At 70.8% G+C, this 24748-nt stretch carries 23 protein-coding genes; 12 read left to right on the forward strand and 11 right to left on the reverse strand.

Going from position 1 to position 24748, the window contains the following annotated elements; translation table 11 throughout:
* Nucleotides 1-117: 117 nt before the first annotated feature.
* From CIB93_RS29340 to CIB93_RS29350, 3 genes are read right to left on the reverse strand one after another with little or no spacing between them, the layout of a single operon-like run.
* Entirely contained in the window at nucleotides 118-1092 is a 975-nt protein-coding gene (locus CIB93_RS29340; protein WP_096631253.1) for an ABC transporter substrate-binding protein, read from the reverse strand.
* 59 nt (nucleotides 1093-1151) lie between these two features.
* Complete coding sequence (locus tag CIB93_RS29345; protein ID WP_096631255.1) at nucleotides 1152-1826, reverse strand: ABC transporter permease; 675 nt, start codon at nucleotides 1824-1826, stop codon at nucleotides 1152-1154.
* 3 nt (nucleotides 1827-1829) lie between these two features.
* Nucleotides 1830-2537: an ABC transporter permease gene (locus CIB93_RS29350; protein WP_096631257.1), complete on the reverse strand. Its 708-nt coding sequence runs from the start codon at nucleotides 2535-2537 to the stop codon at nucleotides 1830-1832.
* Nucleotides 2538-2694: 157 nt separating this feature from the next.
* Between CIB93_RS29350 and CIB93_RS29355 the strand changes: the two genes are divergently transcribed.
* The gene (locus CIB93_RS29355; RefSeq protein ID WP_096631258.1) at nucleotides 2695-3879 is read left to right on the forward strand and encodes an ABC transporter ATP-binding protein; all 1185 of its coding nucleotides are present in this window, start codon (nucleotides 2695-2697) and stop codon (nucleotides 3877-3879) included.
* 14 nt (nucleotides 3880-3893) lie between these two features.
* On the opposite strand, the gene CIB93_RS29360 is transcribed toward CIB93_RS29355, so the two are convergent.
* Nucleotides 3894-5015, reverse strand: coding sequence for an esterase family protein (locus tag CIB93_RS29360; RefSeq protein ID WP_096631260.1), 1122 nt, complete (start codon nucleotides 5013-5015; stop codon nucleotides 3894-3896).
* A 151-nt stretch (nucleotides 5016-5166) separates the two neighbouring features.
* Between CIB93_RS29360 and CIB93_RS29365 the strand changes: the two genes are divergently transcribed.
* From CIB93_RS29365 to CIB93_RS29390, 6 genes are all read left to right on the forward strand, one after another.
* On the forward strand, nucleotides 5167-6999 hold the full coding sequence (locus CIB93_RS29365; protein WP_096631261.1) for a phosphatidylglycerol lysyltransferase domain-containing protein: 1833 nt from the start codon (nucleotides 5167-5169) through the stop codon (nucleotides 6997-6999).
* A gap of 92 nt (nucleotides 7000-7091) precedes the next feature.
* Nucleotides 7092-7889 carry a dihydropteroate synthase gene (folP, locus tag CIB93_RS29370; protein WP_096631263.1) on the forward strand — a complete coding sequence of 266 codons (798 nt, stop codon included), beginning with the start codon at nucleotides 7092-7094 and terminating at the stop codon, nucleotides 7887-7889.
* Nucleotides 7886-8359: a nuclear transport factor 2 family protein gene (locus CIB93_RS29375; protein ID WP_096631264.1), complete on the forward strand. Its 474-nt coding sequence runs from the start codon at nucleotides 7886-7888 to the stop codon at nucleotides 8357-8359. Before folP ends, CIB93_RS29375 begins: the two co-directional genes overlap by 4 nt.
* 185 nt (nucleotides 8360-8544) lie before the next feature.
* Complete coding sequence (gene folB, locus CIB93_RS29380; protein ID WP_010063731.1) at nucleotides 8545-8904, forward strand: dihydroneopterin aldolase; 360 nt, start codon at nucleotides 8545-8547, stop codon at nucleotides 8902-8904.
* Entirely contained in the window at nucleotides 8901-9512 is a 612-nt protein-coding gene (gene folK, locus CIB93_RS29385; RefSeq protein WP_096631266.1) for a 2-amino-4-hydroxy-6-hydroxymethyldihydropteridine diphosphokinase, read from the forward strand. Before folB ends, folK begins: the two co-directional genes overlap by 4 nt.
* A 74-nt stretch (nucleotides 9513-9586) precedes the next feature.
* Nucleotides 9587-10078, forward strand: a complete 492-nt coding sequence (locus CIB93_RS29390) for a DUF3180 domain-containing protein (protein ID WP_096631268.1) — start codon at nucleotides 9587-9589, stop codon at nucleotides 10076-10078.
* A gap of 138 nt (nucleotides 10079-10216) precedes the next feature.
* Here CIB93_RS29390 and folE read toward each other — a convergent pair whose 3' ends face one another.
* The 6 genes from folE to dacB form a co-directional block, all read right to left on the reverse strand.
* Nucleotides 10217-10822: a GTP cyclohydrolase I FolE gene (gene folE / locus CIB93_RS29395; RefSeq protein WP_096631269.1), complete on the reverse strand. Its 606-nt coding sequence runs from the start codon at nucleotides 10820-10822 to the stop codon at nucleotides 10217-10219.
* Nucleotides 10823-10989: 167 nt separating this feature from the next.
* A complete protein-coding gene (gene ftsH, locus CIB93_RS29400; protein ID WP_096631271.1) occupies nucleotides 10990-13041 on the reverse strand; it encodes an ATP-dependent zinc metalloprotease FtsH in 2052 nt (683 codons plus the stop codon).
* A 194-nt stretch (nucleotides 13042-13235) separates the two neighbouring features.
* Nucleotides 13236-13775: a hypoxanthine phosphoribosyltransferase gene (hpt, locus tag CIB93_RS29405; RefSeq protein WP_003968263.1), complete on the reverse strand. Its 540-nt coding sequence runs from the start codon at nucleotides 13773-13775 to the stop codon at nucleotides 13236-13238.
* Between the two features lie 97 nt (nucleotides 13776-13872).
* Nucleotides 13873-14997, reverse strand: coding sequence for a tRNA lysidine(34) synthetase TilS (tilS, locus tag CIB93_RS29410; RefSeq protein WP_096631272.1), 1125 nt, complete (start codon nucleotides 14995-14997; stop codon nucleotides 13873-13875).
* A 187-nt stretch (nucleotides 14998-15184) separates the two neighbouring features.
* Complete coding sequence (locus tag CIB93_RS29415; protein ID WP_096631274.1) at nucleotides 15185-16321, reverse strand: zinc-dependent metalloprotease; 1137 nt, start codon at nucleotides 16319-16321, stop codon at nucleotides 15185-15187.
* 70 nt (nucleotides 16322-16391) lie between these two features.
* Nucleotides 16392-17867 carry a D-alanyl-D-alanine carboxypeptidase/D-alanyl-D-alanine-endopeptidase gene (gene dacB / locus CIB93_RS29420; protein WP_096631275.1) on the reverse strand — a complete coding sequence of 492 codons (1476 nt, stop codon included), beginning with the start codon at nucleotides 17865-17867 and terminating at the stop codon, nucleotides 16392-16394.
* Between the two features lie 86 nt (nucleotides 17868-17953).
* On the opposite strand from dacB, the gene CIB93_RS29425 reads away from it, so the two are divergent.
* From CIB93_RS29425 to CIB93_RS29435, 3 genes are all read left to right on the forward strand, one after another.
* The gene (locus CIB93_RS29425; protein ID WP_003968257.1) at nucleotides 17954-18448 is read left to right on the forward strand and encodes an inorganic diphosphatase; all 495 of its coding nucleotides are present in this window, start codon (nucleotides 17954-17956) and stop codon (nucleotides 18446-18448) included.
* A gap of 176 nt (nucleotides 18449-18624) precedes the next feature.
* Nucleotides 18625-20328 carry a threonine/serine exporter ThrE family protein gene (locus tag CIB93_RS29430; RefSeq protein ID WP_096631277.1) on the forward strand — a complete coding sequence of 568 codons (1704 nt, stop codon included), beginning with the start codon at nucleotides 18625-18627 and terminating at the stop codon, nucleotides 20326-20328.
* Nucleotides 20329-20468: 140 nt separating this feature from the next.
* A complete protein-coding gene (locus CIB93_RS29435; protein ID WP_096631279.1) occupies nucleotides 20469-21434 on the forward strand; it encodes a DUF368 domain-containing protein in 966 nt (321 codons plus the stop codon).
* A gap of 207 nt (nucleotides 21435-21641) precedes the next feature.
* Here CIB93_RS29435 and CIB93_RS29445 read toward each other — a convergent pair whose 3' ends face one another.
* Complete coding sequence (locus tag CIB93_RS29445; protein ID WP_257002423.1) at nucleotides 21642-22343, reverse strand: DedA family protein; 702 nt, start codon at nucleotides 22341-22343, stop codon at nucleotides 21642-21644.
* 151 nt (nucleotides 22344-22494) lie between these two features.
* On the opposite strand from CIB93_RS29445, the gene CIB93_RS29450 reads away from it, so the two are divergent.
* Both CIB93_RS29450 and CIB93_RS29455 read left to right on the forward strand, forming a co-directional pair.
* On the forward strand, nucleotides 22495-22860 hold the full coding sequence (locus CIB93_RS29450; protein ID WP_019762066.1) for a YbjQ family protein: 366 nt from the start codon (nucleotides 22495-22497) through the stop codon (nucleotides 22858-22860).
* Nucleotides 22861-23205: 345 nt separating this feature from the next.
* Entirely contained in the window at nucleotides 23206-24633 is a 1428-nt protein-coding gene (locus tag CIB93_RS29455; protein WP_096631281.1) for a glutamate decarboxylase, read from the forward strand.
* The last annotated feature ends 115 nt before the right edge of the window (nucleotides 24634-24748 follow it).

Consider the following 24748-nt stretch of genomic DNA (forward strand, 5'->3'; position numbering starts at 1 on the left):
GGCAATCTGTTCCCCGCCGGTTACCTCGCGGCCCCCCGAAGACCCTCTGAAGGTCTTCCAAAGGCCCCTGCACCCGGGCCTTTGCGTCTTGGTCAAATCGCGCTTCCTGGCCAAGCCCTACTTCTTGATCAGGCCCTTCGACTCCAGATAGCCCTTCGCCACATCGGCCGGCTTGGCGCGCTCGGCGTCGACCTTCCGGTTCAGCTCGGCGAGGTCTTCCGTGGTGAGCGCGGCGGTGAGCATGCCGAGGGCGTCGGCGATCTCCGGCGCGCCCGCGTCCTTGGCATTCAGCACCGGAAGGACGTTGTCCGCGTTCTGGAGCTTCTTGTCGTCCTCCAGGAACACCAGCCCGTCCAGCACCGCGTCCGTGGTGGTCGTCAGGACCAGCTGCACCTTGCCGTCACGGACGGCCTGCTTGGACTGCGGGGTGCCGACGCCCTTGGGGTCGATACCCGTGACGTCGATGCCGTACGTCTTCTTCAGGCCGGGTGCGCAGAACGGCCGCACCTCGCACTCGTCGCCCGCCGCGATCTTCACCTTCAGCTTCGACTTGCCGAGGTCGGAAAGCGTCTTCAGGTTGTTCTTCTCGGCGAATTCCCTGGACACCGCGAAGGCGTTCTGGTCGACGGCCTTCCCGGCCGGGAGGACCGTGAGACCCAGCGGGGTGGCGAGCCCCCTCAGGGCCGTGACCGTGGCTTCGATGTCCCCGGAGGCCACGGGCTCGGCCTGGGCCTTGCCGGCCCCGTTGACCTTGGCGTTCAGGAATTCGGCGAGGGTAGCGGCGTATTCCGGTACGACGTCGATCTCGCCCTTCTCCAGCGAGGGCTCGTACAGCTCACGGTTCTTCACCGTGGTGATCGAAGTGCTGTACCCGGCGTCGCCGAGGATCTGTGCGTACAGCTCGGCGAGCACCTTGGACTCGGTGAACGAAGCCGACCCGACGACCAGGGATCCCTTCTTGCCGTCACCGCCGGCCGAGGAGCCCGAGCCGCCCTTCCCCTGCTCCAGGCTGTCGCCGCCGCAGGCCGCGAGCGTCCCGGCCAGCGCCGCCATGCCGATGAACGCTCCGGCTATCCGCGAGGTCCTGCTCATGTGTTGTTCTCCGTCCGAACAGAAGAGGCAAGAAAAGTGACCAGAAGAAAGATGCGCGCTCAGGCGGGCCTGCGGCGGCGGAGCGGGGACAGCACCCGGTCCAGCGCCACCAGTGCGCCTTCCACCAGCAGGGCGAGCGCGGCGACCAGCACCGCGCCCGCGAAGACCTGCGCGGTGTCGTAGGTGTTGAATCCGGCGGTGATGATCCGGCCGAGGCCGCCGAGCCCGACCATGGCCGCGATCGACGCGGTGGCCACGACCTGGACGGCGGCGGACCGCAGCCCGGTCATGATCATCGGGTAGGCGAGGGGCAGCTCGACCCGGAAGAAGAGCTGGCCGCCCGACATCCCCATGCCGCGCGCGGCCTCCACCACGGACCGGTCCACCTCGCGCATCCCGACGTAGGCGTTGGTCAGCAGCGGCGGCACCGCGAACAGCACCAGCGCGATGATCGTGGGCCAGTACCCCGAGTTGCGCAGGGGCGTGACCATGAACAGGGCCAGCACCGCGAAGACCGGCACGGCCCGCCCCACGTTGGAGACGTTGACCGCGAGCGCGCCGCCCTTGCCGATGTGCCCCAGATACAGGGCGATCGGCAGGGCGATCGCGCAGGCCAACGCGAGGGAGACCCCGCTCACGTACAGATGCTCGCCGAGCCGGTGCGCGGCCCCGCCGTCCCCCGACCAGTTGGACCCGGTGGTCAGCCAGGTCCAGGCGTCGCCGATGACTCCCACGGGTCAGCCCGCCTCCGCCTTCGCCGGGGCGGGCAGGGCCGCCGTGGATATGCGGGTCCAGGGCGTCAGCAGCCGCTGGAGGCCGAGCAGCAGCAGGTCGGCCGTGACCGCGAGCAGCACGCACAGCACCGAGGCGGTGAGCACCTGGGCCTTGAAGAAGCTCGGCAGCGCGTCCTCGATGAGATTGCCGAGGCCGCCCTTGCCGACGAGCGAGCCGACCGTGGTGAGCGCGACCGTCGACACGGTGGCTATCCGCAGCCCCGCCATCAGCGCGGGCAGCGCGAGCGGCAGCTCCACCTCCCACAGCAGCCTCGACGGCCCGTATCCCATGCCCCGGGCGGCTTCCTTGGCCTCCTGCGGCACGGCTTCGAGCCCGGCCAGGATGTTGCGTACGAGGATGGTGAGCGAATAGAGCACCAGGCCCGTGACGACCAGCGCGGCGGACAGCCCGAACAGGGGCAGCAGCAGCGAGAACATCGCCAGCGAGGGCACGGTGTAGAGCACGGTCGTCAGCCCGAGGACCGGCGCGGCGAAGCGCCGGCCCCGGCGCGCGAGCAGCGCCAGCGGAAAGGCCACCGCGAGCCCGATCAGCACCGAGACCACCGTGATCCCGGCGTGCTGGACGGTCGCATCGGCCAACTCCTGGCTGCGGGAGCGGAGGTACTCCCCGCAGATCCAGTCGTTCGTCACCAGGCAGCTCTGCTCGGCCATCCCGCCCCCCACCTCCCGTTTCGTGCCGTCCGGTTTGTCTCGTCGCATTCGGATCGAACTGACGACTGACGACCCTATCCTCGACCACTGACAATCGCGGAGGCTGTCGCATTCCGGCAACATCCCCTTCGCGGAACGCCCTCCACAATGGGGAACCATGATCCGTTTCGAGCACGTCACCAAGCGGTACGCCGACGGCACCACCGCCGTCGACGACCTTTCCTTCGAGGTCGCCGAGGGTGAACTGGTCACGCTCGTCGGACCTTCCGGCTGCGGCAAGACGACCACCATGAAGATGGTGAACCGGCTGATCGAACCGACCGAGGGCGGGATATTCCTCGGCGGGGACGACATATCCACCATCGACCCCGTCCAACTGCGCCGCCGTATCGGCTATGTGATCCAGCAGGTGGGGCTCTTCCCGCACAAGACCGTCCTGGAGAACACCGCGACCGTTCCCCATCTGCTGGGCTGGAAGCGCGGAAAGGGACGCGAACGCGCCGCCGAACTCCTCGACCTCGTCGGACTCGACCCGTCCGTTTACGGTGACCGCTATCCGGAACAGCTTTCCGGCGGCCAGCGCCAACGGGTGGGCGTGGCACGGGCATTGGCCGCCGACCCGCCCGTTCTGCTGATGGACGAGCCTTTCGGGGCGGTCGACCCGGTCGTCCGCGAGCGCCTCCAGAACGAATTCCTGAAACTCCAGGCCCAGGTCCGTAAAACCGTGCTGTTCGTCACCCACGACATCGAGGAGGCCGTCCGCCTCGGCGACCGGATCGCCGTCTACGGCCAGGGCCGCATCGAGCAGTTCGACTCCCCCGCCACCGTGCTCGGCGCCCCCGCGACCCCGTACGTGGCCGACTTCGTCGGCGCCGACCGGGGGCTCAAGCGCCTCTCGGTGACACCCATCGAGGAGAGCGACCTCGACCAGCCGCCCGTCGTCCACCTCGACGACCCGCTGACCTCGGCCACCGAGCGGCTCAGGTCCGAGGGCGCGCGCTGGGCGGTCGTCCTGGACGGCCGCGACAACCTGCACGGCTGGATACCCGCCGACGCGACGGCCGCCGACGCCACCGCCAAGGACACCGTCCGCGAGTACGCCCGCCGCATGGAGGCCTGGCTTCCGCTCGGTGCACCCCTCAAGCAGGCGTTCGCCACCATGCTCCAGCACGACGCGGGCTGGATCGCGGTGATCGACAAGGAGAGCGAGGGCCGCTTCCTCGGCGTACTGACCCCCGCCCGGCTGCACGAGGCCCTGCGCCGCTCGATCGACGCCGACGCCCAGGACGTACCGCGGGCGGAGGTCGCGGTGGAGACGGTGGCGACGATCGCCACCGCGTAGCCGGCGCCCGGCGGTCAGTTCTCACTGAGCCGGGCGCTCAGCCACTCCAGGGCCGGCGGGATCTCCCGCCGCCAGGTCGTGAAGTTGTGCCCGCCGCTGTCGAGCACGATGGACGACACCTTCGCCGGGGCCTTCACCTTCTCGATGAACTTCATCGTGCTCCTCAGGTTGCCCTCGCCCTCCCGGGACGTCGTCACCAGGAAGGACCCGCCGGACGGCGGCCGGTTCTCCAGGGTCCACATCAGGTCGGCCCGGTCGCGCAGTGCCTGGTCGCCGTGGAACAGGTCCCCGGTCGTCGGGTCCTCGGCGGCCTTGTAGTACGCGGAGAGCCCGGCGCTCGCCGCGTACCGGTCCGGGTGGTGCAGGCCGATCTTCAGCGCGCAGTAGCCGCCGGTCGAGTTGCCGATGATGCCCCAGTTACGGGCCTTGTCCCCGACCCGGTAGGAGCCCGAGACCGCCTCGGGGAGGTCCTTCGCGAAGAACGTCTCGGTCTGCGGGCCCTTCGGGATGTCCACGCACTCGGTGTCCCGGGGCGGCGCGACCGTGGGCCGCAGCATCACCAGGATCATCGGCTGCGCCTTGCCCGCCTTCACCCGCTCGTGCGCCGTCTGCGGATAGCGCAGCCCCTTCAGCAGGTTCTCCGCCGTCCCCGGGTAGCCGGTGAGGACCACGACCGCCGGGAACTTCCGCCCGGCGTACGCGCTCTGGAAGTACTCCGGCGGCAGATAGACGTACGCCGGGGACTCGATGCCCGACGTGCGCCCCGAGACGACCACCTTGTCGATCCGCCCGCCGACCGCCGGGACCCGTCCGCCCGGCACGTCCGGGTGCTGGGTACCGATCCGTGCCATGCGCCGGGAGCCCGGCCCACCGTCCACGTGGTCGGTGACCACGCCGACGTCCTGCTTCCGGCCGAAGAGGTCGGCCCAGGAACCGTAGAAGAGGAAGGCGTTGTTGGCCGCGAGGCCCACCGCGGCGAACAGCATCAGCTGGGTCGCCAGCAACAGCCCCACCCGGCCCGTGACCGCGGCCGCGCTGCGCCGGGCCAGGCGCGGCCAGAGCCAGACGGTGGCGGTGAACAGCACGACGGCCAGTGCCGCCACGACCGCCAGAACTGCTTTGCTGGTGAGACCCATGAGTGAGCTTTCTTCTCGCTGATTCCGTGCGGGAAATTTCCGGAATGTGGAGGAACCCGCGCTCCACAACCCCCGTCCTAGAGGGCGCACATCGTCCGCAGAGGCTCCGGCCGGCGGACTCAAGGAATCTCTCGCCAAGCCACGGGAAGCGATGTCTGTCACGCTAGATGGGGATAAATCGGTACCGGTTCCGCAGCGGGTCCGCCGGTTGCTGCGCGGGCCGCGCCCCGAATCCGTGCCGGCCGTCGTCGGCACCGCCTGCACTGTCGTCGGGCTGATCGACGTCGCGGCGGGGGTCTTCCCCCGCTTCCGGCACAGCCGGATGCACACCGTCGCCGAAGTGCTCCCCGGAGCGCTCGGCCCGTTCGCCGCCGCGCTCTCGCTGAGCGCGGGCATGCTCCTGCTGCTGCTCGCGCACGGGCTGAAGCGGCACAAGCGGCGGGCCTGGCGGGCGGCGGTCATCCTGCTGCCGGCGGGGGCCGTGGCGCAGTTCGCGTACCGGCACTCGATCGTCGGGGTGCTGGTCTCGCTGACGCTCTGCGCTCTCCTGGTCCGCCACCGGGACCAGTTCCGGGCGCTGCCCGACCCACGCAGCCGCTGGCGGGCTCTGGCCAACTTCGTGCTGCTCGGGGCCGGTTCGCTGATGCTCGGGCTGATCATCGTCAGCGTCCACCCGGGCCGGGTCGTCGGGGCCCCGTCCATCGCGGACCGGCTCCAGCACGTGCTGTACGGCCTGTTCGGCGTCGAGGGCCCCGTCGACTACGCGGGCCGGACCAGCTGGACCGTGGCGTACTCGCTGGGCGCGCTCGGCCTGCTGACCGCCGTCACCACCATCTACCTCGCCTTCCGCCCCGAGCACCCGGCCGCCCGCCTCACCGAGGACGACGAGAGCAGGCTGCGGGCGCTGCTGGAGACGCACGGCGGCCGAGACTCCCTCGGCCACTTCGCACTCCGCCGCGACAAGGGCGTCGTCTTCTCACCGAGCGGCAAGGCCGCCGTCTGCTACCGGGTCGTCTCCGGGGTGATGCTGGCCAGCGGCGACCCCATCGGTGACGTCGAGGCGTGGCCGGGCGCGATCGAGCGGTTCATGGACGAGGCGAAGGCGCACTCCTGGACCCCCGCCGTGATGGGGTGCAGCGAGACCGGCGGCCAGGTCTGGACCCGCGAGACCGGCCTCACCGCGCTGGAGCTGGGCGACGAGGCGGTGGTGGACGTCGCGGATTTCTCCCTCGCCGGACGGGCCATGCGAAACGTGCGCCAAATGGTCAAGCGCATCGAACGCAACGGCTACGAGACCCGGGTCCGGCGGGCACGTGACATCGGCGACACCGAGCTGGACCGCATCCGCCGGGCCGCCACCGCCTGGCGCGGCACCGACACCGAGCGCGGCTTCTCCATGGCGCTCGGCCGCATCGGCGACCCGGCCGACGGCGACTGCGTCATCGCCACCGCCCACCTCCCCGGCTCCGGCACGGAGGACTCCCCGCACGGCGACCTGAAGGCCGTCCTCCACTTCGTCCCCTGGGGGCGCGACGGGATGTCCCTGGAGCTGATGCGCCGCGACCGTGCCGCCGACCCCGGCATGAACGAGCTCCTGATCGTCGCCGCCCTCCAGGCCGCCGGGAAGCTCGGCGTCGAGCGGGTCTCGCTGAACTTCGCGATGTTCCGCTCCGCGCTGGCCCGCGGCGAGCGGCTCGGCGCGGGACCGGTACTGCGCTGCTGGCGCGGGCTGCTGATCTTCCTGTCGCGCTGGTTCCAGATCGAATCGCTGTACAAGTTCAACGCGAAGTTCCGCCCGCGCTGGGAGCCCCGCTTCGTGGTCTTCCGCACCAGCCGCGACCTGCCCCGCATAGGGATCGCGGCGATGCAGGCGGAGGGCTTCGTGAACCTCTCGCTGCCCCGCCCGTTCCGCTCCCGGGGCGCGCGCCCGTGCGGCCACGTCCGGCGCACCGCACCGGAGCAGCACGAGGTCAGCGCGGCGTAGGGGTGCCGTACGGGGCCTAGGCTGGTGGCATGAGTACGTCACGCGCACGGGGCACGGTCCGAGGGCTGCCGGAGTGGGACCGCTGTGCGGTCATGGGTGTCGTCAACGTGACGCCCGACTCCTTCTCCGACGGTGGCCGCTGGTTCGACACCACGGCCGCCGTCAAGCACGGACTGCACCTGGTCTCCGAGGGTGCGGACCTGGTCGACGTGGGCGGCGAGTCCACCCGACCTGGCGCCAGCCGGGTGGACGAGGCCGAGGAGCTGCGCCGGGTGGTCCCGGTCGTGCGGGGGCTGGCCTCCGAGGGCGTCACCGTCTCCGTGGACACCATGCGCGCCCGCGTCGCCGAGCAGGCCGTCGCCGCCGGGGCCGCCCTGGTCAACGACGTCAGCGGCGGGCTGGCCGACCCGGGCATGGTCCCGGCGGTCGCCGCCGCCGAGGTCCCCTTCGTGGTGATGCACTGGCGCGGCTTCAGCGAGTCGATGAACAGCCGTGCGGTGTACGGGGACGTCGTCGCCGAGGTCCTCGACGAGCTGCGGCAGCGGATGGACGCGGTGATCGCGGGCGGTGTCGCCCCGGACCGCGTCGTGATCGACCCGGGCCTCGGCTTCGCCAAGGACGCCCCTCACGACCTGGCGCTCGTCGCGCACCTGGCCGAGCTGCACGGCCTGGGCCGCCCGCTGCTGGTGGCCGCCTCCCGCAAACGCTTCCTCGGGCACGTCCTGGCCGCCCCGGACGCCTCACCGCCTCCCGCCCGCGAACGGGACGCGGCCACCGCGGCCGTCTCCGCCCTCGCCGCGCAGGCCGGTGCCTGGGCGGTCCGGGTCCACGAGGTACGGGCCACCGCCGACGCGGTCCGGGTCGCCCGCGCGGTCGAGGGAGCCGCGTGAACGAGGAGCACGCACGGGCCGCCGCCGACATCGCGGAGGTCGAGGCGGCCAACACCGCCTTCTACGAGGCACTGGAACGCGGCGACTACGAGGAGCTGTCCGGACTCTGGCTGCCGGGTGAGGACCTCACCGTCTCCTGCGTCCACCCGGGCTGGCCGGTGCTCTCGGGGCGGGGCGAGGTACTGCGCAGCTACGCCCTGATCATGGCGAACACCGAGTACATCCAGTTCTTCCTCACCGACGTCAACATCGCGATGACCGGGGACACCGCCCTGGTCACCTGCACCGAGAACATCCTCAGCGGCGGGCCCGCCGAGGACGGCAACGCGCTGGGCCCCCTCGTCGGCCAGCTGGTCGTCGCCACGAACGTGTTCCGGCGCACCCCGGACGGCTGGAAACTCTGGTCCCACCACGGTTCACCCGTACTGACGGAAACCGACGAGGACGACGACGGGGAAACACCCTCCTGAGTGGGTACGGGACGGATAGGGGTTGGCATCCGGAACCCCGGGTAGGGCGGCTATCAGCCCCGTGGGCGCTGTCTGGGCCCCACGGGCGAGCACTGTCGGTGCCCGCAGGTAGATTCACAGGACGGCACCTCGCCGCCCGCACGCGGCCGGGTGCCCCTCGACCAACGACAGCAGGAGTGATTCGCGTGGATCGTGTCGCGCTGCGCGGCCTCAAGGCCCGTGGGCACCACGGTGTCTTCCCCCGGGAACGGGAAGAGGGCCAGACCTTCATCGTCGACCTGGTGCTCGGCCTCGATACCCGCCCCGCGGCCGCCGCCGACGACCTGGCCCGCACCGTGCACTACGGCGTGGTCGCCGAGGAGGTCGTCGACGTGGTCACCGGCGAACCGGTCGATCTGATCGAGACGCTCGCCGAGCGCATCGCCCAGCAGTGCCTGAAGCACGAGGGCGTCCAAGAGGTAGAGGTCGTCGTGCACAAGCCGGATGCGCCGATCACCGTCCCCTTCGACGACGTGACCATCACCATCACCCGGAGCCGAGCATGACTGCATTTTCCACCGAAGGGCAGAGCGACCCGACCGTACAGCCGGTCCCGACCGCCGTCGTCCGGCAGGTGGACGCCGCGGACGTCACGCTCTCCAACCCCAAGATGGCCGTGATCTCCCTCGGCTCGAACCTGGGAAACCGGCTGGAGACCCTCCAGGGGGCCATCGACGCCCTGGAGGACACCCCCGGTCTGCGGGTCAAGGCCGTGTCCCCGGTGTACGAGACGGAGCCCTGGGGCGTCGAGGCGGGCTCCCAGCCCGCCTACTTCAACGCGGTGATCGTCGTGAAGACGACGCTGCCCCCGGCCTCCCTGCTGGAGCGCGGCCAGGCCATCGAGGAGGCCTTCGACCGGGTCCGCGAGGAGCGCTGGGGCCCGCGCACCATCGACGTCGACATCGTGTCGTACGCGGACGTCCTCTCCGACGACCCGGTGCTCACGCTCCCCCACCCGCGCGCGCACGAGCGGGCCTTCGTCCTCGCCCCCTGGCACGACGTGGACCCCGAGGCCCAGCTGCCCGGCGCGGGCCCGGTCGCCGAGCTGCTCGCCGACGTCGGCCGCGACAGCGTCCTGCCCCGCGCCGACCTGGAACTGCGCCTGCCGGAGTAATCGTTAGGCTCGACGGACGGCGGTCCGGCGCACGGCCGGGCCGGGCACAGGCGGCGCGAAGGGCGGCTCACTCGGTGAAGCAACTACGGCTCGGGGTACTGGCGGGCCTCTTCGCCGCCGCCGGTGTCCTCTCCTGGGGCGGGGCCCGCCTCTGGGACTCCCTCGGCACCCTGCCGAGCGTCCCGCTGGCCGCGTCGATCGTGCTCGCCGCGATCGCGGCGATCCTCCTGGCGACCGCCCTCTCCACCCGCGCCCGCCTCCGCGCCCAACGCGAACGCCGCCCCGGCGCCAAGGGCGTCGACCCCCTGTTCGCGGCCCGCGCGGTCGTCTTCGGCCAGGCGAGCGCCCTGGTCACCGCCCTGGTGGCCGGGATGTACGGCGGCGTCGGCGTCTTCCTCCTGGGCTACCTCGACATCCCGCCCCGCCGCGACCAGGCGATCTACGCGGCCGCCGCCGTGGTGGCAGGCATCGCGGTCATCGCCGCCGCCCTCTTCCTGGAACGCGTCTGCCGTCTCCCGGAGGACAGCGACGACGACCACGACGGCACGGGCGCCGCTGCGGCATAGCAGGGCGGGCCGGGCAGCGGTCAACCACGGTCGGATGCGACGCCGGGCCCCTTCCTCGCGGAAGGGGCCCGGGCGCCGACGGATGCCGCCCGGGCTGGCGGCGCCCTCCAAGCCGGCCAAGGGCTGTCCGGCGGTCCCTCAGCGCGCCAGTATCAGGCTCATGGCCTCGGCACGGGTGGAGGCGTCACGCAGCTGCCCGCGCACAGCCGACGTCGTGGTCTTCGCGCCGGGCTTGCGGATGCCCCGGACCGACATGCACATGTGCTCGGCCTCGATCACCACGATCGCGCCCCGCGCTTCCAGGATGCGCATCAGGGAGTCCGCCACCTGCGTGGTGAGGCGTTCCTGCACCTGTGGCCTGCGGGCGAAGACGTCAACCAGCCGGGCCAGCTTCGACAGGCCGGTGATCTTGCCCGTGTCGGCCGGGATGTAGCCGACGTGCGCGACACCGTGGAAGGGCAGGAGGTGGTGTTCGCACAGGGACATGATCTCGATGTCCTTCACCAGCACCATTTCGTCGTGACCGAGGTCGAACGTCGTGGTGAGCACGTCCTCCGGCTCCTGGCGCAGGCCCGCAAGGATCTCCTTGTACGCCCGCGCCACCCGCCCCGGTGTCTCCCTCAGGCCCTCACGGTCCGGGTCCTCCCCGACGGCGATGAGCAGCTCGCGTACGGCCGCCTCGGCCCGCTTCTCGTCGAATTCGCCGATCGAACCCTGGCCGTACAGCGTCACCGGGTCGGTCATCTGTGCCTCGTTCCTCTGTGCTGTCCTGTGCGCGGGTTCGCGCTCAGACATCGCAGGCATACGGAAAAGCCGCGCCCCCACAGGCTAAAACCTGGGGGGCGCGGCATCCATTCCGGGCCCGGTGAGACCCCTGTGACAGGGGTCTCACCGGATGCCGGGGTGGTGGTCTAGCTGTCCGGACGCTCCTCGGGGATCGCCTCGGTGGACGGGGCGATGTCCTTCGTCAGGTCCGTCGGGGCGATCTCCGGCGGGGTGGCCGAACCGTTGGCGGTGCCGTTGGTGAGGGCCAGCTCCTTGGGCGAGAGCACCGGGGGGCGCGTCGACGGGGTGCGTCGGGCGGACCCGGTCCAGGCCGGGCGGGCGGGACGCTTCACGATCGGAGCGAAGATCTCCGCGATCTCGTCCTTGCCCAGCGTCTCCTTCTCCAGGAGTTCGAGCACGAGGGCGTCGAGGATGTCGCGGTTCTCGACGAGGATCTCCCACGCGTCGTTGTGGGCGGTCTCGATGAGCTTCTTGACCTCCTCGTCGACCAGTGCCGCGACCTCTTCGGAGTAGTCACGCTGGTGGCCCATCTCGCGGCCCAGGAAGGGCTCCGAGTTGTCGCCGCCGAACTTGATCGCGCCGAGCCGCTCCGTCATGCCGTACTGCGTGACCATCGCGCGGGCCGTTGCCGTGGCCTTCTCGATGTCGTTGGCAGCGCCGGTGGTCGGGTCGTGGAAGACCAGCTCCTCGGCCGCACGCCCGCCCAGCATGTACGCCAGCTGGTCGAGCATCTCGTTGCGGGTCGTGGAGTACTTGTCCTCCTCCGGGAGCACCATCGTGTAACCGAGGGCACGGCCGCGGGAGAGGATCGTGATCTTGTGGACCGGGTCCGACTGGGGGGAGGCCGCCGCGACCAGGGCGTGTCCGCCCTCGTGGTACGCGGTGATCTTCTTTTCCTTCTCGGACATGATCCGGGTCCGCTTCTGCGGGCCCGCCACGACACGGTCGATCGCCTCGTCGAGGCTCTCGTTGTCGATGAGCTTCTTGTCGCTGCGCGCCGTCAGGAGCGCGGCCTCGTTCAGCACGTTCGACAGGTCGGCACCGGTGAAGCCGGGCGTGCGGCGGGCGACGGCGCCGAGGTCGACGCCCTCCGCCACGGGCTTGCCCTTCTGGTGCACCTTGAGGATCTCCAGACGGCCCTGCATGTCGGGGCGGTCGACCGCGATCTGCCGGTCGAAACGTCCCGGGCGCAGCAGAGCCGGGTCGAGGATGTCCGGGCGGTTCGTGGCGGCGATCAGGATGACGCCGCCCTTCACGTCGAACCCGTCCATCTCGACGAGCAGCTGGTTGAGCGTCTGCTCGCGCTCGTCGTGACCGCCGCCCATGCCTGCGCCGCGGTGGCGGCCGACGGCGTCGATCTCGTCGACGAAGACGATCGCCGGGGCGTTCGCCTTGGCCTGCTCGAAGAGGTCACGGACCCGGGAGGCACCGACACCGACGAACATCTCGACGAAGTCGGAACCGGAGATCGAGTAGAACGGCACGCCCGCTTCGCCGGCGACGGCGCGCGCGAGCAGTGTCTTGCCCGTACCGGGCGGCCCGTAGAGCAGGACGCCCTTGGGAATCTTGGCGCCGACGGCCTGGAACTTCGCCGGCTCCTGGAGGAACTCCTTGATCTCGTGGAGCTCTTCGACCGCCTCGTCGGACCCCGCCACATCGGCGAAGGTCGTCTTGGGGGTGTCCTTGGTGATCAGTTTGGCCTTGGACTTGCCGAACTGCATGACCTTGGAGCCGCCGCCCTGCATCTGGTTCATCAGAAACAGGAAGACGACCACGATGAGGACGAAGGGCAGCAGCGAGAGGAGGATCGAGACGAACGGGGACTGCTTCGACGGCGAGACGGTGTAACCCTTCTCGATGTCACCGTTCTCGAACTTCTCCTGGAGCGTGTTGGCGAGCGCGACGCCCTGATTGCCGATGTAGCTCGCCTGGAACTTGCTGCCTGACTCGCCTTCGAGCTTCTGACCGTCCTTCAGCTCGATCTTGAGGATTTGTTCGTCACCGGTGGTCAGCTTGGCCTGCTCCACCTGGTCCTTGCTGATCGCCTGGATCACCTTGGCGGTGTCCACCGTCTTGTAGCCGCCCGACGAGCCGACGACCTGCATCAACACGACCACGGCGAGGACGGCCAGCACGATCCACATGACCGGCCCACGGAAGTATCGCTTCACGTCCATCCATACGGAGCGAAGACGCCCCGTCCCTCCTGCCCGTAGGTAAATGCTGCTGTGAGAAAAGACTGTTCTTCGGACGGTACCCCAGCATCGTCACCGACGACTGCCGGGTACGGCGGAGAATCCTGCTTTCGAAGCTTCAACGGTCCGGAGGCGGTGAGGGTTCCCCGCCGGGCCGGACGCGGGTCCGCCGCGGGTCAGCCGCCGTAGACATGCGGGGCGAGCGTGCCGACGAAGGGCAGGTTGCGGTACTTCTCCGCGTAGTCCAGCCCGTAGCCGACGACGAACTCGTTGGGGATGTCGAAGCCGATCCACTTCACGTCGATCGCGACCTTCGCGGCGTCCGGCTTGCGCAGCAGGGTGCAGACCTCCAGGGAGGCCGGTTCCCGGGAGCCCAGGTTGGACAGCAGCCAGGACAGCGTCAGACCGGAGTCGATGATGTCCTCGACGATCAGGACGTGCTTGCCCTTGATGTCGGTGTCCAGGTCCTTGAGGATCCGGACCACACCGGAGGACTGGGTGCCCGCGCCGTACGAGGAGACGGCCATCCAGTCCATCGTGACGGGGGTGGACAGCGCGCGCGCCAGGTCCGCCATGACCATCACCGCGCCCTTGAGCACGCCGACGATCAGCAGGTCCTTGCCCGCGTACTCCGCGTCGATCTTCGCGGCCAGCTCGACGAGCTTCGCGTCGATCTCTTCCTTGGTGAGGAGCACCGACTGAAGGTCGGTACCCATGTCCTTCTCGTTCACCCACGTCTCTTTCTCTGCCTGCCGGTCCGGGGCGCGCCCCGGACCGGGCCGGCTGTTCGCCTGCACTTCAGCCGCTTGCGCGTCAGCTCTGCCGAATGACCAGTCTGCCACCCTGCCGCAGGGCCTCGACGCGGCCGGGCAGGTTGATGGCCCGCTGGCCGCGCCAGCCGGTGATCAGCCGGTCGACTTCTTCGAGGTGGCGGGCGAAGAGGGAACCGGCGGGCGCCCCGGCCTCGATCACGGCCCGGCGCAGCACCCGGCGGCGTACCGCGGGCGGCAGGGCGTAGAGCTTGGCGCACTCCAGGCGGCCGGTCTCGTCGCGCACGGACAGCTCGGCCTCGGCGGCCCAGGTGTCCAGGGCGTCGGCGTCGTCGCGGGAGAGCTGGGCGGTCCGGGCGAGGGCTTCGACGACGCCTTTGCCGAGCGCCTTCTCCAGGGCGGGCAGGCCTTCGTGGCGGAGTCGGGAGCGGGTGTAGGCGGGATCGATGTTGTGCGGGTCGTCCCAGACGGGGATCGACTGGACGAGGCAGGCCTTGCGGGCGGTCTGGCGGTCGAGCTGGAGGAAGGGGCGGCGGTAGCGGCCCGCCGGTCCGGAGGCGGCGGCCATGCCGGAGAGCGAGCGGATGCCGGAGCCGCGGGCGAGGCCGAGGAGGACGGTCTCGGCCTGGTCGTCGCGGGTGTGGCCGAGCAGGACGGCGGCGGCGCCGTGGCGCTCGGCGGCGGCGTCCAGCGCGGCGTAGCGAGCGTCACGGGCCGCGGCTTCGGGGCCGCCCTCGCGCCCGACGTGCACGGCGACGGCCTCGACGGGGTCGAGGTCCATGGCGGTGAGCCGGGCGACGACCTCGGCGGCGCGGAGGTCGGATCCCGGCTGGAGGTTGTGGTCGACGGTGATGCCACCGGCCCGGACGGCGAGCTTGCGGGCCTCGAACGCGAGGGCGGAGGCGAGCGCCATGGAGTCGGCACCGCCCGAACAGGCGACGAGGACGAGCGGGGTGTCGGGCCGTTCGGGGAGGGCGGGCCGCTCGGGGAGAGCCTGCCTGCCCGCGGCGCCGGCCTCGGCGTAACGGGAGCGGGTGGCGTGCGCGGGGCGCCGGGCCGCTTCGGCGGGCCGGCCGTGGCCGTCGTGCCGGTGGAATTCGGTGAGGACGTCGTGGAGTACGCGGCGGACCGCCAGGCGTATCGCCGCGACCGCAGGATGGGGACCCATGTCCGGTGCCCTTCGTGGAGTTTCGGGAGGAGCGTCGAGCGCCGGAACGCGTGAGTCCCGTCACTCAGAGTGCGTCGATGGTGACAGAGGCAAGCTGTTCATCGAGCATTGCACGCCTTCCCATGCCCCTATGGTCCCTCGGATGGGTGATTGGAGGGCAGTTTCCCGGTGGCGGGCCGGAAAAGGGTCACGATTCCGCCTTGCGGTGCACCCGTGCGACCCAGTCGGCGGGCTTGGCGATCTCGGCCTTGGTCGGGAGGGTGTTGGGTGAGGTCCAGACGCGGTTGAAGCCGTCCATGCCGACCTCGTCGACGACCGATCGTACGAACTTCTCGCCTTCCTTGTACTGCCGGAGCTTGGCGTCCAGGCCGAGGAGCTTGCGCAGGGCCTGGTCGAGGCGGCCTGCGCCCCGGGCCCGGCGCTGCTGGAACTTCTCCCGGATCTCGGCGACGGAGCCGACGACCTCGGGGCCCACGCCGTCCATCACGTAGTCCGCGTGTCCTTCCAGGAGGGACATGACGGCGGTGAGCCGGCCGAGCACCTCGCGCTGGGCGGGGGTCTGGACGATGTCGACGAGGCTGCGGCCGCCGTCCTCGCCCTGTTCCCCCTCGGGGCGTCCGGCGCCGGAGAGGGACTGGGCGGCTTCGCGGAGCCGTTCCAGGAAGGTCATCGGGTCGACGTCGGTCTCGTCCAGAAACGTCTGAATCTCGCCCTGGAGGTGGTCGCGGAGCCAGGGCACGCCGGTGAACTGGGTGCGGTGGGTCTCCTCGTGGAGGGCGACCCAGAGCCGGAAGTCGTGCGGGGCGACATCCAGCTCGCGTTCGACGTGGACGATGTTGGGGGCGACCAGGAGCAGCCGTCCGCCGCCGTTCGCGGAGGCGGGGAGGTCGCGGGTGGCGGGGGCGAACGTCTCGTACTGGCCGAGCACCCGGGAGGCGAGGAACGAGAGCAGCATGCCCAGCTCGACGCCGGTCACCTTGCCGCCGACCGCGCCGAGGACGGCGCCGCCCGGTCCACCGGGGCGGCGGTTCTCCATCTTGGCGAGCAGGGGGCGCAGCAGCTCCCGGAAGCCCGCGACATTGGCCTTGATCCAGCCGGCCCGGTCGACGACGAGGACGGGGGTGTCCTCCGGTTCGGTCCCCTCGGGGATCATCCGGGTGAAGTGGCGGACGTGTTCCTCGGAGGCCCTGGCATGCCGCCGGAGCTCCGCGACGACGGCGCGGGCCTCCTCGCGGCTGATCTCGGGCCCCGGCCGTACGAGTCGGGTCGCGGTCGCCACCGCGAGATTCCAGTCGACCATCTCGGCACCACCGATGCTCGTCATGCGTCAACCGTACGGGAGCGGATCGCCCGGTGGTGGGGTGTTGCACCGCTCTTCGGGTGCCGGGTGCGGCTCAGCGGGCCGGTCCGGCGACGGCCGCGGCCAGGGCGTCGAGGGCGGCTTCGGCCTCGGGGGCCGAGGCGGTGCCGGAGGCGAGGAAGGCGAAGGCGAGGAGGCGGCCCCGGTCGTCGACGACGGTTCCGGCGAGGGCGTTGACGCCCCAGAGGGTGCCGGTCTTGGCGCGGATCAGGCCGGTGGCGCCGGGGGCGTCCTGGTAGCGGGTGCTGAGGGTGCCGCTGAATCCGGCGACGGGGAGGCCGGTGAGGACGTGGCGCAGTCCGGGGCGGTCCGGGTCGGCGGCACGGGCGAGGAGGGCGGTGAGGAGGGCGGTGGTGACCCGGTCCGCGCGGTCGAGGCCGCTGCCGTCGGCGAGGTGGGCGCCTGCCACCGGGACCTGGAGCTTCTTCAGTTCGTTGGTGACGGCGCGGCGGGCTCCGGCGAAGTCGGCGCTCTCGCCCTTGGCGATGGCGGTCTGCCGGGCGAGGGCCTCGGCGATGTCGTTGTCGCTGTTGGTGAGGGTTCGCTCGACGAGGGAGGACAGCGGCGCGGAGTGGTGGGTGGCGACCGTGCGGGCCTCGGCGGCCGCGCGGGCCTCGCGGGGTGTGCCGGTGACCTTGACGCCCGCCTTCTTCAGCTGGGCGGCGAAGGCGCGGGCGGCGTCGCCCGCGGGGTCCTCGCTGCGGGGTGCGGGGCCGCGGTCCGTGTCGTCGAGCCGGCCCTCGTCGACCATCAGCGCGGTGACGGGGGCGATGTTGGTGTTGGGGCTGATCGGGTGGAGCACGGGGCCGGTGTAGCGGGAGGTGTCGTAGGCGAGCCGTACGGAGTCCTTGCCGTCCTCGCGCAGGGCGTCGGCGGCCTCGGTGGCCATCGAACGCAGGGCGGCCCTGCTCAGGGTGGGGTCGCCACCGCCGACGAGGGTGAGGGTGCGGGCGTCCTCGGAGAGCCGGGCGGTGGTGGCGATGCGGTGGTCGGGGCCGAGGGCGGAGAGCGCGGCGAGGGTGGTGGCGACCTTGATCGTGGAGGCCGGGGTCATCGGGGTGGTGGCGCCGTGCCCGTACAGCTGCTTGCCGGTGGCGGTGTCGATGACGGACGCGCCGACCTGGGTGCCGAGTTCGGGCACGCCGATGAGCGGGGCGAGGGTGTCGCGGAGGCCCGCGGGGTCCTGGGGGGTGTCGCGGGTGGCGGTCCCGAGGGCGGGAAGGACGGGCGGGGCGCTGGGGGCCGCCGGGGGCGTGTCGGGCGTGGGGCGGCCGTGATGTACGCCACCTGTGGGGTCCGCGGCGGCTGCCACCTCCCGCTCGGCCTTACGCTGACCGTTGTCCCAGGGGCCGGCGGCGAGGGCGGCGCCGGCAGCGACGACCAGGCCGAGCGTGGCGGAGCCTGCGATGACCTGCCAGGTGTGCGAGCCGTTGCGCCGATTCGTCAGGCTCTTCAGCCTGCCCCACGGGTCCGACGGACGGTTCGACGGTCTTTCCACCGGCTCGGCCACCGTTGACCAGCCCCTTTCGCGAGCACTCTTCTGCGTGGGGGACACTTAATCACCAGTCGTATGTGTTGATCATGGAGGAGCCACCCGTGGAGTTCGACGTCACCATCGAGATCCCGAAGGGTTCGCGGAACAAGTACGAGGTGGACCACGAGACCGGTCGGATCCGCCTGGACCGTCGACTCTTCACCTCGACCAGCTACCCGGCCGACTACGGCTTCGTCGAGAACACCCTCGGCGAGGACGGCGACCCGCTGGACGCGCTGGTCATTCTGGACGAGCCGACCTTCCCCGGTTGCCTCATCAAGTGCCGTGCCATCGGCATGTTCCGGATGACCGACGAGGCGGGCGGCGACGACAAGCTGCTCTGCGTCCCGGCGTCCGACCCGCGGGTGGAGCACCTGCGCGACATCCACCACGTGTCGGAGTTCGACCGCCTGGAGATCCAGCACTTCTTCGAGGTCTACAAGGACCTGGAGCCGGGCAAGTCCGTCGAGGGCGCCGACTGGGTCGGCCGCGCCGAGGCGGAGGCCGAGATCGAGGCCTCGTACAAGCGCCTTGAGGCGCAGGGCGGCGCGCACTGACGTCCCTCTTCCGGTTCCGTTGGTGAGCCGGACGGCCGTACGGGAACGGGCGGTACACCTTCGCGGGTGTGCCGCCCGTTTCGCTGTCCGCACTTCTGGGCGTGCGGGGCCCATGCCGGTGGCCATACTGGGCAGACGAGTGCCCGGGACATGCAGCCAAGGAGGAACGAGGTCGAGTGGTGGCGGAATCGGGCGGTCCTGAGGACCAGAAGCCCCAGTCCGACGAAGCACGGAGTGCTTTCGCTCCTCCTCCGGGGACGAGCCATCCGGCCTCACCGCCCGAGGAGGACCATCCGACGTCGGAGTTCGCGCTGCCGAGCGGGGTGCACCAGGACCCGGGCGGCCCGGCGTCCTCGGGCGGTGGCCACGGAGGCGCTTCGCACTCCGACACGCTGAGTTCCGCTTTCACCCCGCCGAGCACGTACAGGGCTCAGCAATCGCCGCCCGCGTTCACTCCGGCGCAGGGCATTCCGATGGTCAGGCTGACCAAGGAGGCGCCCTGGCAGGACCGGATGCGCACGATGCTGCGGATGCCGGTGACCGAGCGTCCGGCCGCGGAGACCATTCAGCGTACCGACGACGAGACCGGCCCCGCCGTGCCGCGCGTGCTCGACCTGACGCTGCGTATCGGGGAGCTGCTGCTCGCGGGCGGTGAGGGCGCCGAGGACGTCGAGGCGGCGATGTTCGCGGTGACCCGCTCGTACGGTCTCGACCGCAGCGAGCCGACGGTCACGTTCACGCTGCTGTCCATCTCGCACCAGCCGTCACTGGTCGACGATCCGGTCACGGCGAGCCGTACCGTACGCCGCCGGGGCACCGACTACACCCGGCTGGCGGCCGTGTTCCGGCTGGTCGACGACATCACAAGCGAGGAGGTCGACGTCTCCCTGGAGGAGGCCTACCGGCGGCTCGCCGAGATCCGCAGGAACCGGCACCCGTACCCGGGCTGGGTGCTGACGGCGGCCGCCGGGCTGCTGGCGGGCTCGGCCTCCGTGCTGGTCGGCGGTGGGGTGCTGGTGTTCATCGTGGCGGCGGCGGGCGCGATGCTCGGCGACCGTCTCGCGTGGCTGTGCGCCGGGCGCGGGCTGCCGGAGTTCTACCAGTTCACGGTGGCCGCGATGCCGCCCGCCGCGATGGGGGTGGCGCTGACGCTGACCCATTCGACGGACATCCGCCCGTCCGCGGTGATCACCGGTGGGCTGTTCGCCCTGCTGCCGGGGCGGGCGCTGGTGGCGGGGGTGCAGGACGGTCTCACCGGCTACTACATCACCGCGTCGGCCCGGCTGCTGGAGGTCATGTACTTCTTCATCGGGATCGTGGCGGGCGTGCTGATCATCCTGTATCTCGGGGTGCAGCTGGGGGCGCAGCTCAATCCCGAGGCGCAGTTCGTGCCCAACGACCGGCCGGTGCTCCAGATCCTGGCGTCGATGGCGCTGAGTCTGGCCTTCGCGGTCCTGCTCCAGCAGGAGCGGTCGACCGTGCTGGCGGTCACCCTGAACGGCGGTGTCGCCTGGATCGTCTTCGGGGCGATGGCCCGCACCGGGGACATCTCGCCGGTCGCGGCGACGGCGGTGGCGGCCGGTCTGGTGGGCCTGTTCGGGCAGCTGTTCTCGCGCTACCGGTACACGTCCTCGCTGCCGTTCATCACGGCGGCGATCGGGCCGCTGCTGCCCGGTTCGGCGACGTACTTCGGTCTGCTGGGCGTGGCCCAGAACGACGTGACCCGAGGGCTGACCTCGCTGTCGACGGCGGTCGCGACGGCGCTGGCCATCGCGATCGGGGTGAACCTGGGGAGCGAGATCTCCCGGCTGTTCATGCGGGTGCCGGGCGCGGTCGGCGGGGCGAGCCGCCGGGCGGCGAAGCGGACCCGAGGGTTCTGAGGAAGCGGCGGTCCCGTCCGTTCCGCCTGCCGACCCCTGCTCGTACGGCCACTGCGGCGCGGCGCCTAGGATGGTCGCCTGCTCCCCTCAAGGCCGAGAGCCGAACCATGGCCGAGAGCCGACAGTCGAAACAGGAGATCATGGCGAAGCCATCCGGCCACCACGTCTTCAACGCCTTCCGCGGCGCTCTCATCGGCACCGCGGAGGCCGTCCCCGGCGTCAGCGGCGGCACCGTCGCACTGATCACCGGCGTGTACGAGAAGCTGATCGACGGCGCCGGTCACATCACCAGCGCGCTGCGCATGGGCGCGTCCGACCTGCCCCGCGGCCGGGGGGCCGCGCGCGCCAGGGCCGAGCTGAGGAACGTCGACTGGACGGTCCTGCTTCCGCTCCTGGCGGGCATGGCGGTGGCCCTGGTGCTCGCGGCCAAGCTGATCGCGCCCCTGGTCGAGGAGCACCCCCAGTCCGCCTACGCCCTGTTCTTCGGTCTGGTGCTGGCCTCCCTGTGGGTGCCCTACTCAGGCTCGGGAAAGCGCTGGACCGTCGGGAACTACGCGCTCTGCGTGGTCGTCGCGCTGGGCGCCTTCACCCTGACGGGGCTGCCGCCCGGCGAGATGCCGACCCACCCCGTGGTGGTCGCGCTGGCCGGCTCGATCGCGATCTGCGCGCTGGTCCTTCCCGGTATCTCCGGCTCGTTCCTGCTGTTGACCATGGGCCTGTACGAGCCGACGATCGAAGCCGTCAACGAGCGTGACTTCGGCTATCTCGCAGCCTTCGCACTGGGCTGTGTGGTGGGGCTCGCGCTCTTCGTCAAGCTGCTGAAGTGGCTGCTGGCGAACTACCACCACATGACGCTGGTCGTGATGACCGGCCTGATGGCTGGTTCACTGCGCGCGCTGTGGCCCTGGCAGGACGATGACCGCGGGCTCCTCGCCCCCAGCGGCTCGGTCGGCCTGACCTGCGCTCTGTTCGTGCTCGGCGCCGCCGTGGTGATCGCTGTGCTGGTGGTGGAGCACCGGGCTCAGGGCAAGAGGGCGGAGCCGTCGGCCGCCGCACCGAAGCGCGGTCGGCACGCGCGCGTCCCCTCGGGCTCCGGGCGGGACTGAGCCCGGTCGCCTCAGACTCCAGGCGGGGCTGAGCCCGGCCCGACCAGGGCCTGTCTGACAATTCCCGTCGTCGCCCGAAGGGCGGCCGCGCGGCGTCAGGTGCGTGCTTTCGGCGTGCCGGCCCCAGGCCCTCGTACTGGACGTACTCGGGTCTGGGGCCGGTGCGGCGAAAGTGCGTGCATGGCGTCGTGAGGCAGACGGGAATTGTCAGACAGGCCCAAGCCCCTGGGGCAGGGCATCCGCCGCCGGGCCGTCGCCGCCCGCCGCCGCCTCGGCGGCAGCGGCCTTCCTGCCCTGGCTGCGGGCCCTGAGGACCTCGATCACGATCGGCACCACGGAGATGAGCACGATCAGGACGAGGATCTTCTCGATGTGCTCGTGCACGAAGTCGATCTTGCCGAGCATGGCGCCGAGCACGGTGACGCCGACGCCCCACAGAAGCGCGCCGACGACGTTGTAGATGACGAACAGGCGGTAGTTCATCCGGCTGACGCCCGCGATGATCGGCGTGAACGTGCGGACGATGGGCACGAAGCGCGCCAGGACCAGGGACTTCGGGCCGTGCTTCTCGAAGAACTCGTGGGCCTTCTCCACGTTCTCCTGCTTGAAGAGACGGGAGTCGGGGCGCTTGAAGAGGGCCGGGCCGACCTTGCGGCCGAAGAGATAGCCCACCTGGTCGCCGAGGATCGCGGCGACGGCGATCAGGGTGCAGACGAGCCAGAGCGGATACTTCAGCTGGCCGGTGGTGACCAGCAGCCCTGTGGTGAACAGCAGGGAGTCGCCGGGCAGGAAGAAGCCGATCAGGAGTCCCGACTCGGCGAACACGATGAGGAGGAGGCCGGGGAGGCCGAACGTGTTGAGCAGATAGTCCGGGTCCAGCCAGCTCGGGCCGAGGGCAAGCGTATTCAAGGGTCCAGGCTCCAGGGTGACGTGTGTGGTGGGGGCCGCGCGGCGACCGAAGCTACCGACGCCCGGTGAACGCCCTTGGTTCCGGTGGCGCACAGCGGGAATGCGCATCCTGCGGAGCAGACCGAAGCTGATCACAGGAGGTGCCACGAACATGGGCATTGAGGAATTCGGCGGCGGGCAGACCGCCCAGGCGGACGTGCTGGTCGTCACCACAAACGACGTACCGGGGTATCAGGTGACGCAGGTCATCGGTGAGGTCTTCGGGCTGACCGTGCGGTCGCGCCACCTCGGCAGCCAGATCGGCGCCGGGCTGAAGTCGATGATCGGCGGCGAGCTGAAAGGGCTGACCAAAACCCTGGTCGAGACCCGCAACCAGGCGATGGAGCGGCTGGTGGAGCAGGCGCGGGCCCGGGGCGCCAACGCGGTCCTGATGATGCGCTTCGACGTCACCGAGGCGGCGGACGTGGGGACGGAGGTCTGCGCGTACGGGACGGCGGCGGTGATCAGCAAGGTGTGATGCGGCGCCACCGGGTAGCCGATGGGGCTTTAGCCCGTTTCCCGACTCCATGGTGAGCCGGTGGCTGCCTCCGAACCCCCCGCGCCCCCGTCGCCCGCTCCCCCTCATTCCCCGGCCGCCCCGGCCCGGCGGCTGCGGGGGACGGGCTACGGCGGCTGCGGGGGACGGGCTACGGGGGGCGGGGACGGCTCGACCTGGCGCGCGGGGACGGCTCAACCCGGCGCGCCGGACACCGCGAGCATCCGTATCGTCGGCTTCATGCGTTGACGTAACGCTTCATTCGGTTGCATACCGCTTTGAACCGATACTGTCCCGACCGCGTCGGCCGAGAGAAGGGCTTCCCCCATGCCGCTGCACCGCGGTGCCCACCCGGAACAGGACGAACCCTCCGCGGAGCGGCGCAGGCTCGCCCTCAACCCCTTCTACGGCGAGGCCGATCCGACGGCCGCGATGACCGCCGCGCCGCCCCGGCACCGGCTGCCGGACGGCCCGTTGCCGCCGATGACGGCGTACCGGCTGGTCCATGACGAGCTGATGCTCGACGGCAACTCCCGGCTCAACCTGGCCACCTTCGTCACCACCTGGATGGAGCCGCAGGCCGGGGTGCTGATGGGCGAGTGCCGGGACAAGAACATGATCGACAAGGATGAGTACCCGCGCACCGCCGAACTGGAGCGGCGCTGTGTGGCGATGCTCGCCGACCTGTGGAACGCCCCCGATCCGGCGACCGCCGTGGGGTGTTCGACGACCGGGTCGAGCGAGGCGTGCATGCTGGCCGGGCTCGCCCTGAAGCGGCGCTGGGCGAAGCGGAACGCGGACCGCTATCCGGCGAGCGCCCGCCCCAATCTGGTGATGGGCGTCAACGTGCAGGTCTGCTGGGACAAGTTCTGCACCTTCTGGGAGGTGGAGGCCCGGCAGGTCCCGATGGAGGGCGGCCGCTTCCACCTGGACCCGGGGGCAGCCGCCGAGCTCTGCGACGAAAACACCATCGGGGTCGTCGGCGTCCTCGGCTCCACCTTCGACGGGTCCTACGAGCCGATCGCCGAGCTGTGCGCGGCCCTGGACGCCCTCCAGGAACGCACCGGCCTCGACATCCCGGTCCACGTCGACGGGGCGTCCGGCGCGATGGTCGCGCCTTTCCTCGACCCGGACGTGGAGTGGGACTTCCGGCTGCCGAGGGTGTCCTCGATCAACACCTCCGGCCACAAGTACGGGCTGGTCTACCCGGGGGTCGGCTGGGCTCTGTGGCGCTCGTCCGACGAACTGCCGGAGGAACTGGTCTTCCGGGTCAACTACCTGGGCGGCGACATGCCGACCTTCGCGCTGAACTTCTCCCGGCCCGGGGCGCAGGTGGTCGCGCAGTACTACACGTTCCTGCGCCTCGGGCGCGACGGCTACCGGGCGGTCCAGCAGGCCTCCCGGGACGTGGCCCGCTCACTGGCCCGTGCGGTGGAGGAGCTGGGCGACTTCCGGCTGCTCACCAGGGGCGACGAGCTGCCGGTGTTCGCCTTCACGACGAACAGCGACGTCCACGCGTACGACGTGTTCGACGTCTCGCGCCGGCTGCGGGAGCACGGCTGGCTGGTGCCCGCGTACACCTTCCCCGCCAACCGGCAGGACCTGTCGGTGCTGCGGGTGGTGTGCCGCAACGGGTTCTCCTCGGACCTGGCGGAGCTACTGGTGGAGGACCTGAAGCTGCTGCTGCCCGAACTGCGCTCGCAGAAGCACCCGTTGAGCCATGACCGGTCGGTACCGACGGCCTTCCACCACTAGAGGCAACGCCGTTCAGTTAGGCGTTGAGGTCGTTCGTCAAGGCTGGTGAACGAGGCAGCGGAGCTGCTGTAGAAGAGGGATGTCACTCCAAGACATCCTCACCACAGGAGCTCCG

It is taken from the genome of Streptomyces sp. WZ.A104 (assembly GCF_002382885.1).
Taxonomy (GTDB): Bacteria; Actinomycetota; Actinomycetes; order Streptomycetales; family Streptomycetaceae; genus Streptomyces.

What these genes read in the sequence shown, in the direction of transcription:
- CIB93_RS29340 (WP_096631253.1), bottom strand. Translation starts at nt 1,092, where the DNA reads ATGAGCAGGACCTCGCGGATAGCCGGAGCGTTCATCGGCATGGCGGCG.
- CIB93_RS29350 (WP_096631257.1), bottom strand. Translation starts at nt 2,537, where the DNA reads ATGGCCGAGCAGAGCTGCCTGGTGACGAACGACTGGATCTGCGGGGAG.
- CIB93_RS29355 (WP_096631258.1), top strand. Translation starts at nt 2,695, where the DNA reads ATGATCCGTTTCGAGCACGTCACCAAGCGGTACGCCGACGGCACCACC.
- CIB93_RS29360 (WP_096631260.1), bottom strand. Translation starts at nt 5,015, where the DNA reads ATGGGTCTCACCAGCAAAGCAGTTCTGGCGGTCGTGGCGGCACTGGCC.
- CIB93_RS29365 (WP_096631261.1), top strand. Translation starts at nt 5,167, where the DNA reads ATGTCTGTCACGCTAGATGGGGATAAATCGGTACCGGTTCCGCAGCGG.
- folP (WP_096631263.1), top strand. Translation starts at nt 7,092, where the DNA reads ATGGGTGTCGTCAACGTGACGCCCGACTCCTTCTCCGACGGTGGCCGC.
- folK (WP_096631266.1), top strand. Translation starts at nt 8,901, where the DNA reads ATGACTGCATTTTCCACCGAAGGGCAGAGCGACCCGACCGTACAGCCG.
- folE (WP_096631269.1), bottom strand. Translation starts at nt 10,822, where the DNA reads ATGACCGACCCGGTGACGCTGTACGGCCAGGGTTCGATCGGCGAATTC.
- ftsH (WP_096631271.1), bottom strand. Translation starts at nt 13,041, where the DNA reads ATGGACGTGAAGCGATACTTCCGTGGGCCGGTCATGTGGATCGTGCTG.
- hpt (WP_003968263.1), bottom strand. Translation starts at nt 13,775, where the DNA reads ATGGGTACCGACCTTCAGTCGGTGCTCCTCACCAAGGAAGAGATCGAC.
- tilS (WP_096631272.1), bottom strand. Translation starts at nt 14,997, where the DNA reads ATGGGTCCCCATCCTGCGGTCGCGGCGATACGCCTGGCGGTCCGCCGC.
- CIB93_RS29415 (WP_096631274.1), bottom strand. Translation starts at nt 16,321, where the DNA reads ATGACGAGCATCGGTGGTGCCGAGATGGTCGACTGGAATCTCGCGGTG.
- CIB93_RS29435 (WP_096631279.1), top strand. Translation starts at nt 20,469, where the DNA reads ATGGCGAAGCCATCCGGCCACCACGTCTTCAACGCCTTCCGCGGCGCT.
- CIB93_RS29450 (WP_019762066.1), top strand. Translation starts at nt 22,495, where the DNA reads ATGGGCATTGAGGAATTCGGCGGCGGGCAGACCGCCCAGGCGGACGTG.
- CIB93_RS29455 (WP_096631281.1), top strand. Translation starts at nt 23,206, where the DNA reads ATGCCGCTGCACCGCGGTGCCCACCCGGAACAGGACGAACCCTCCGCG.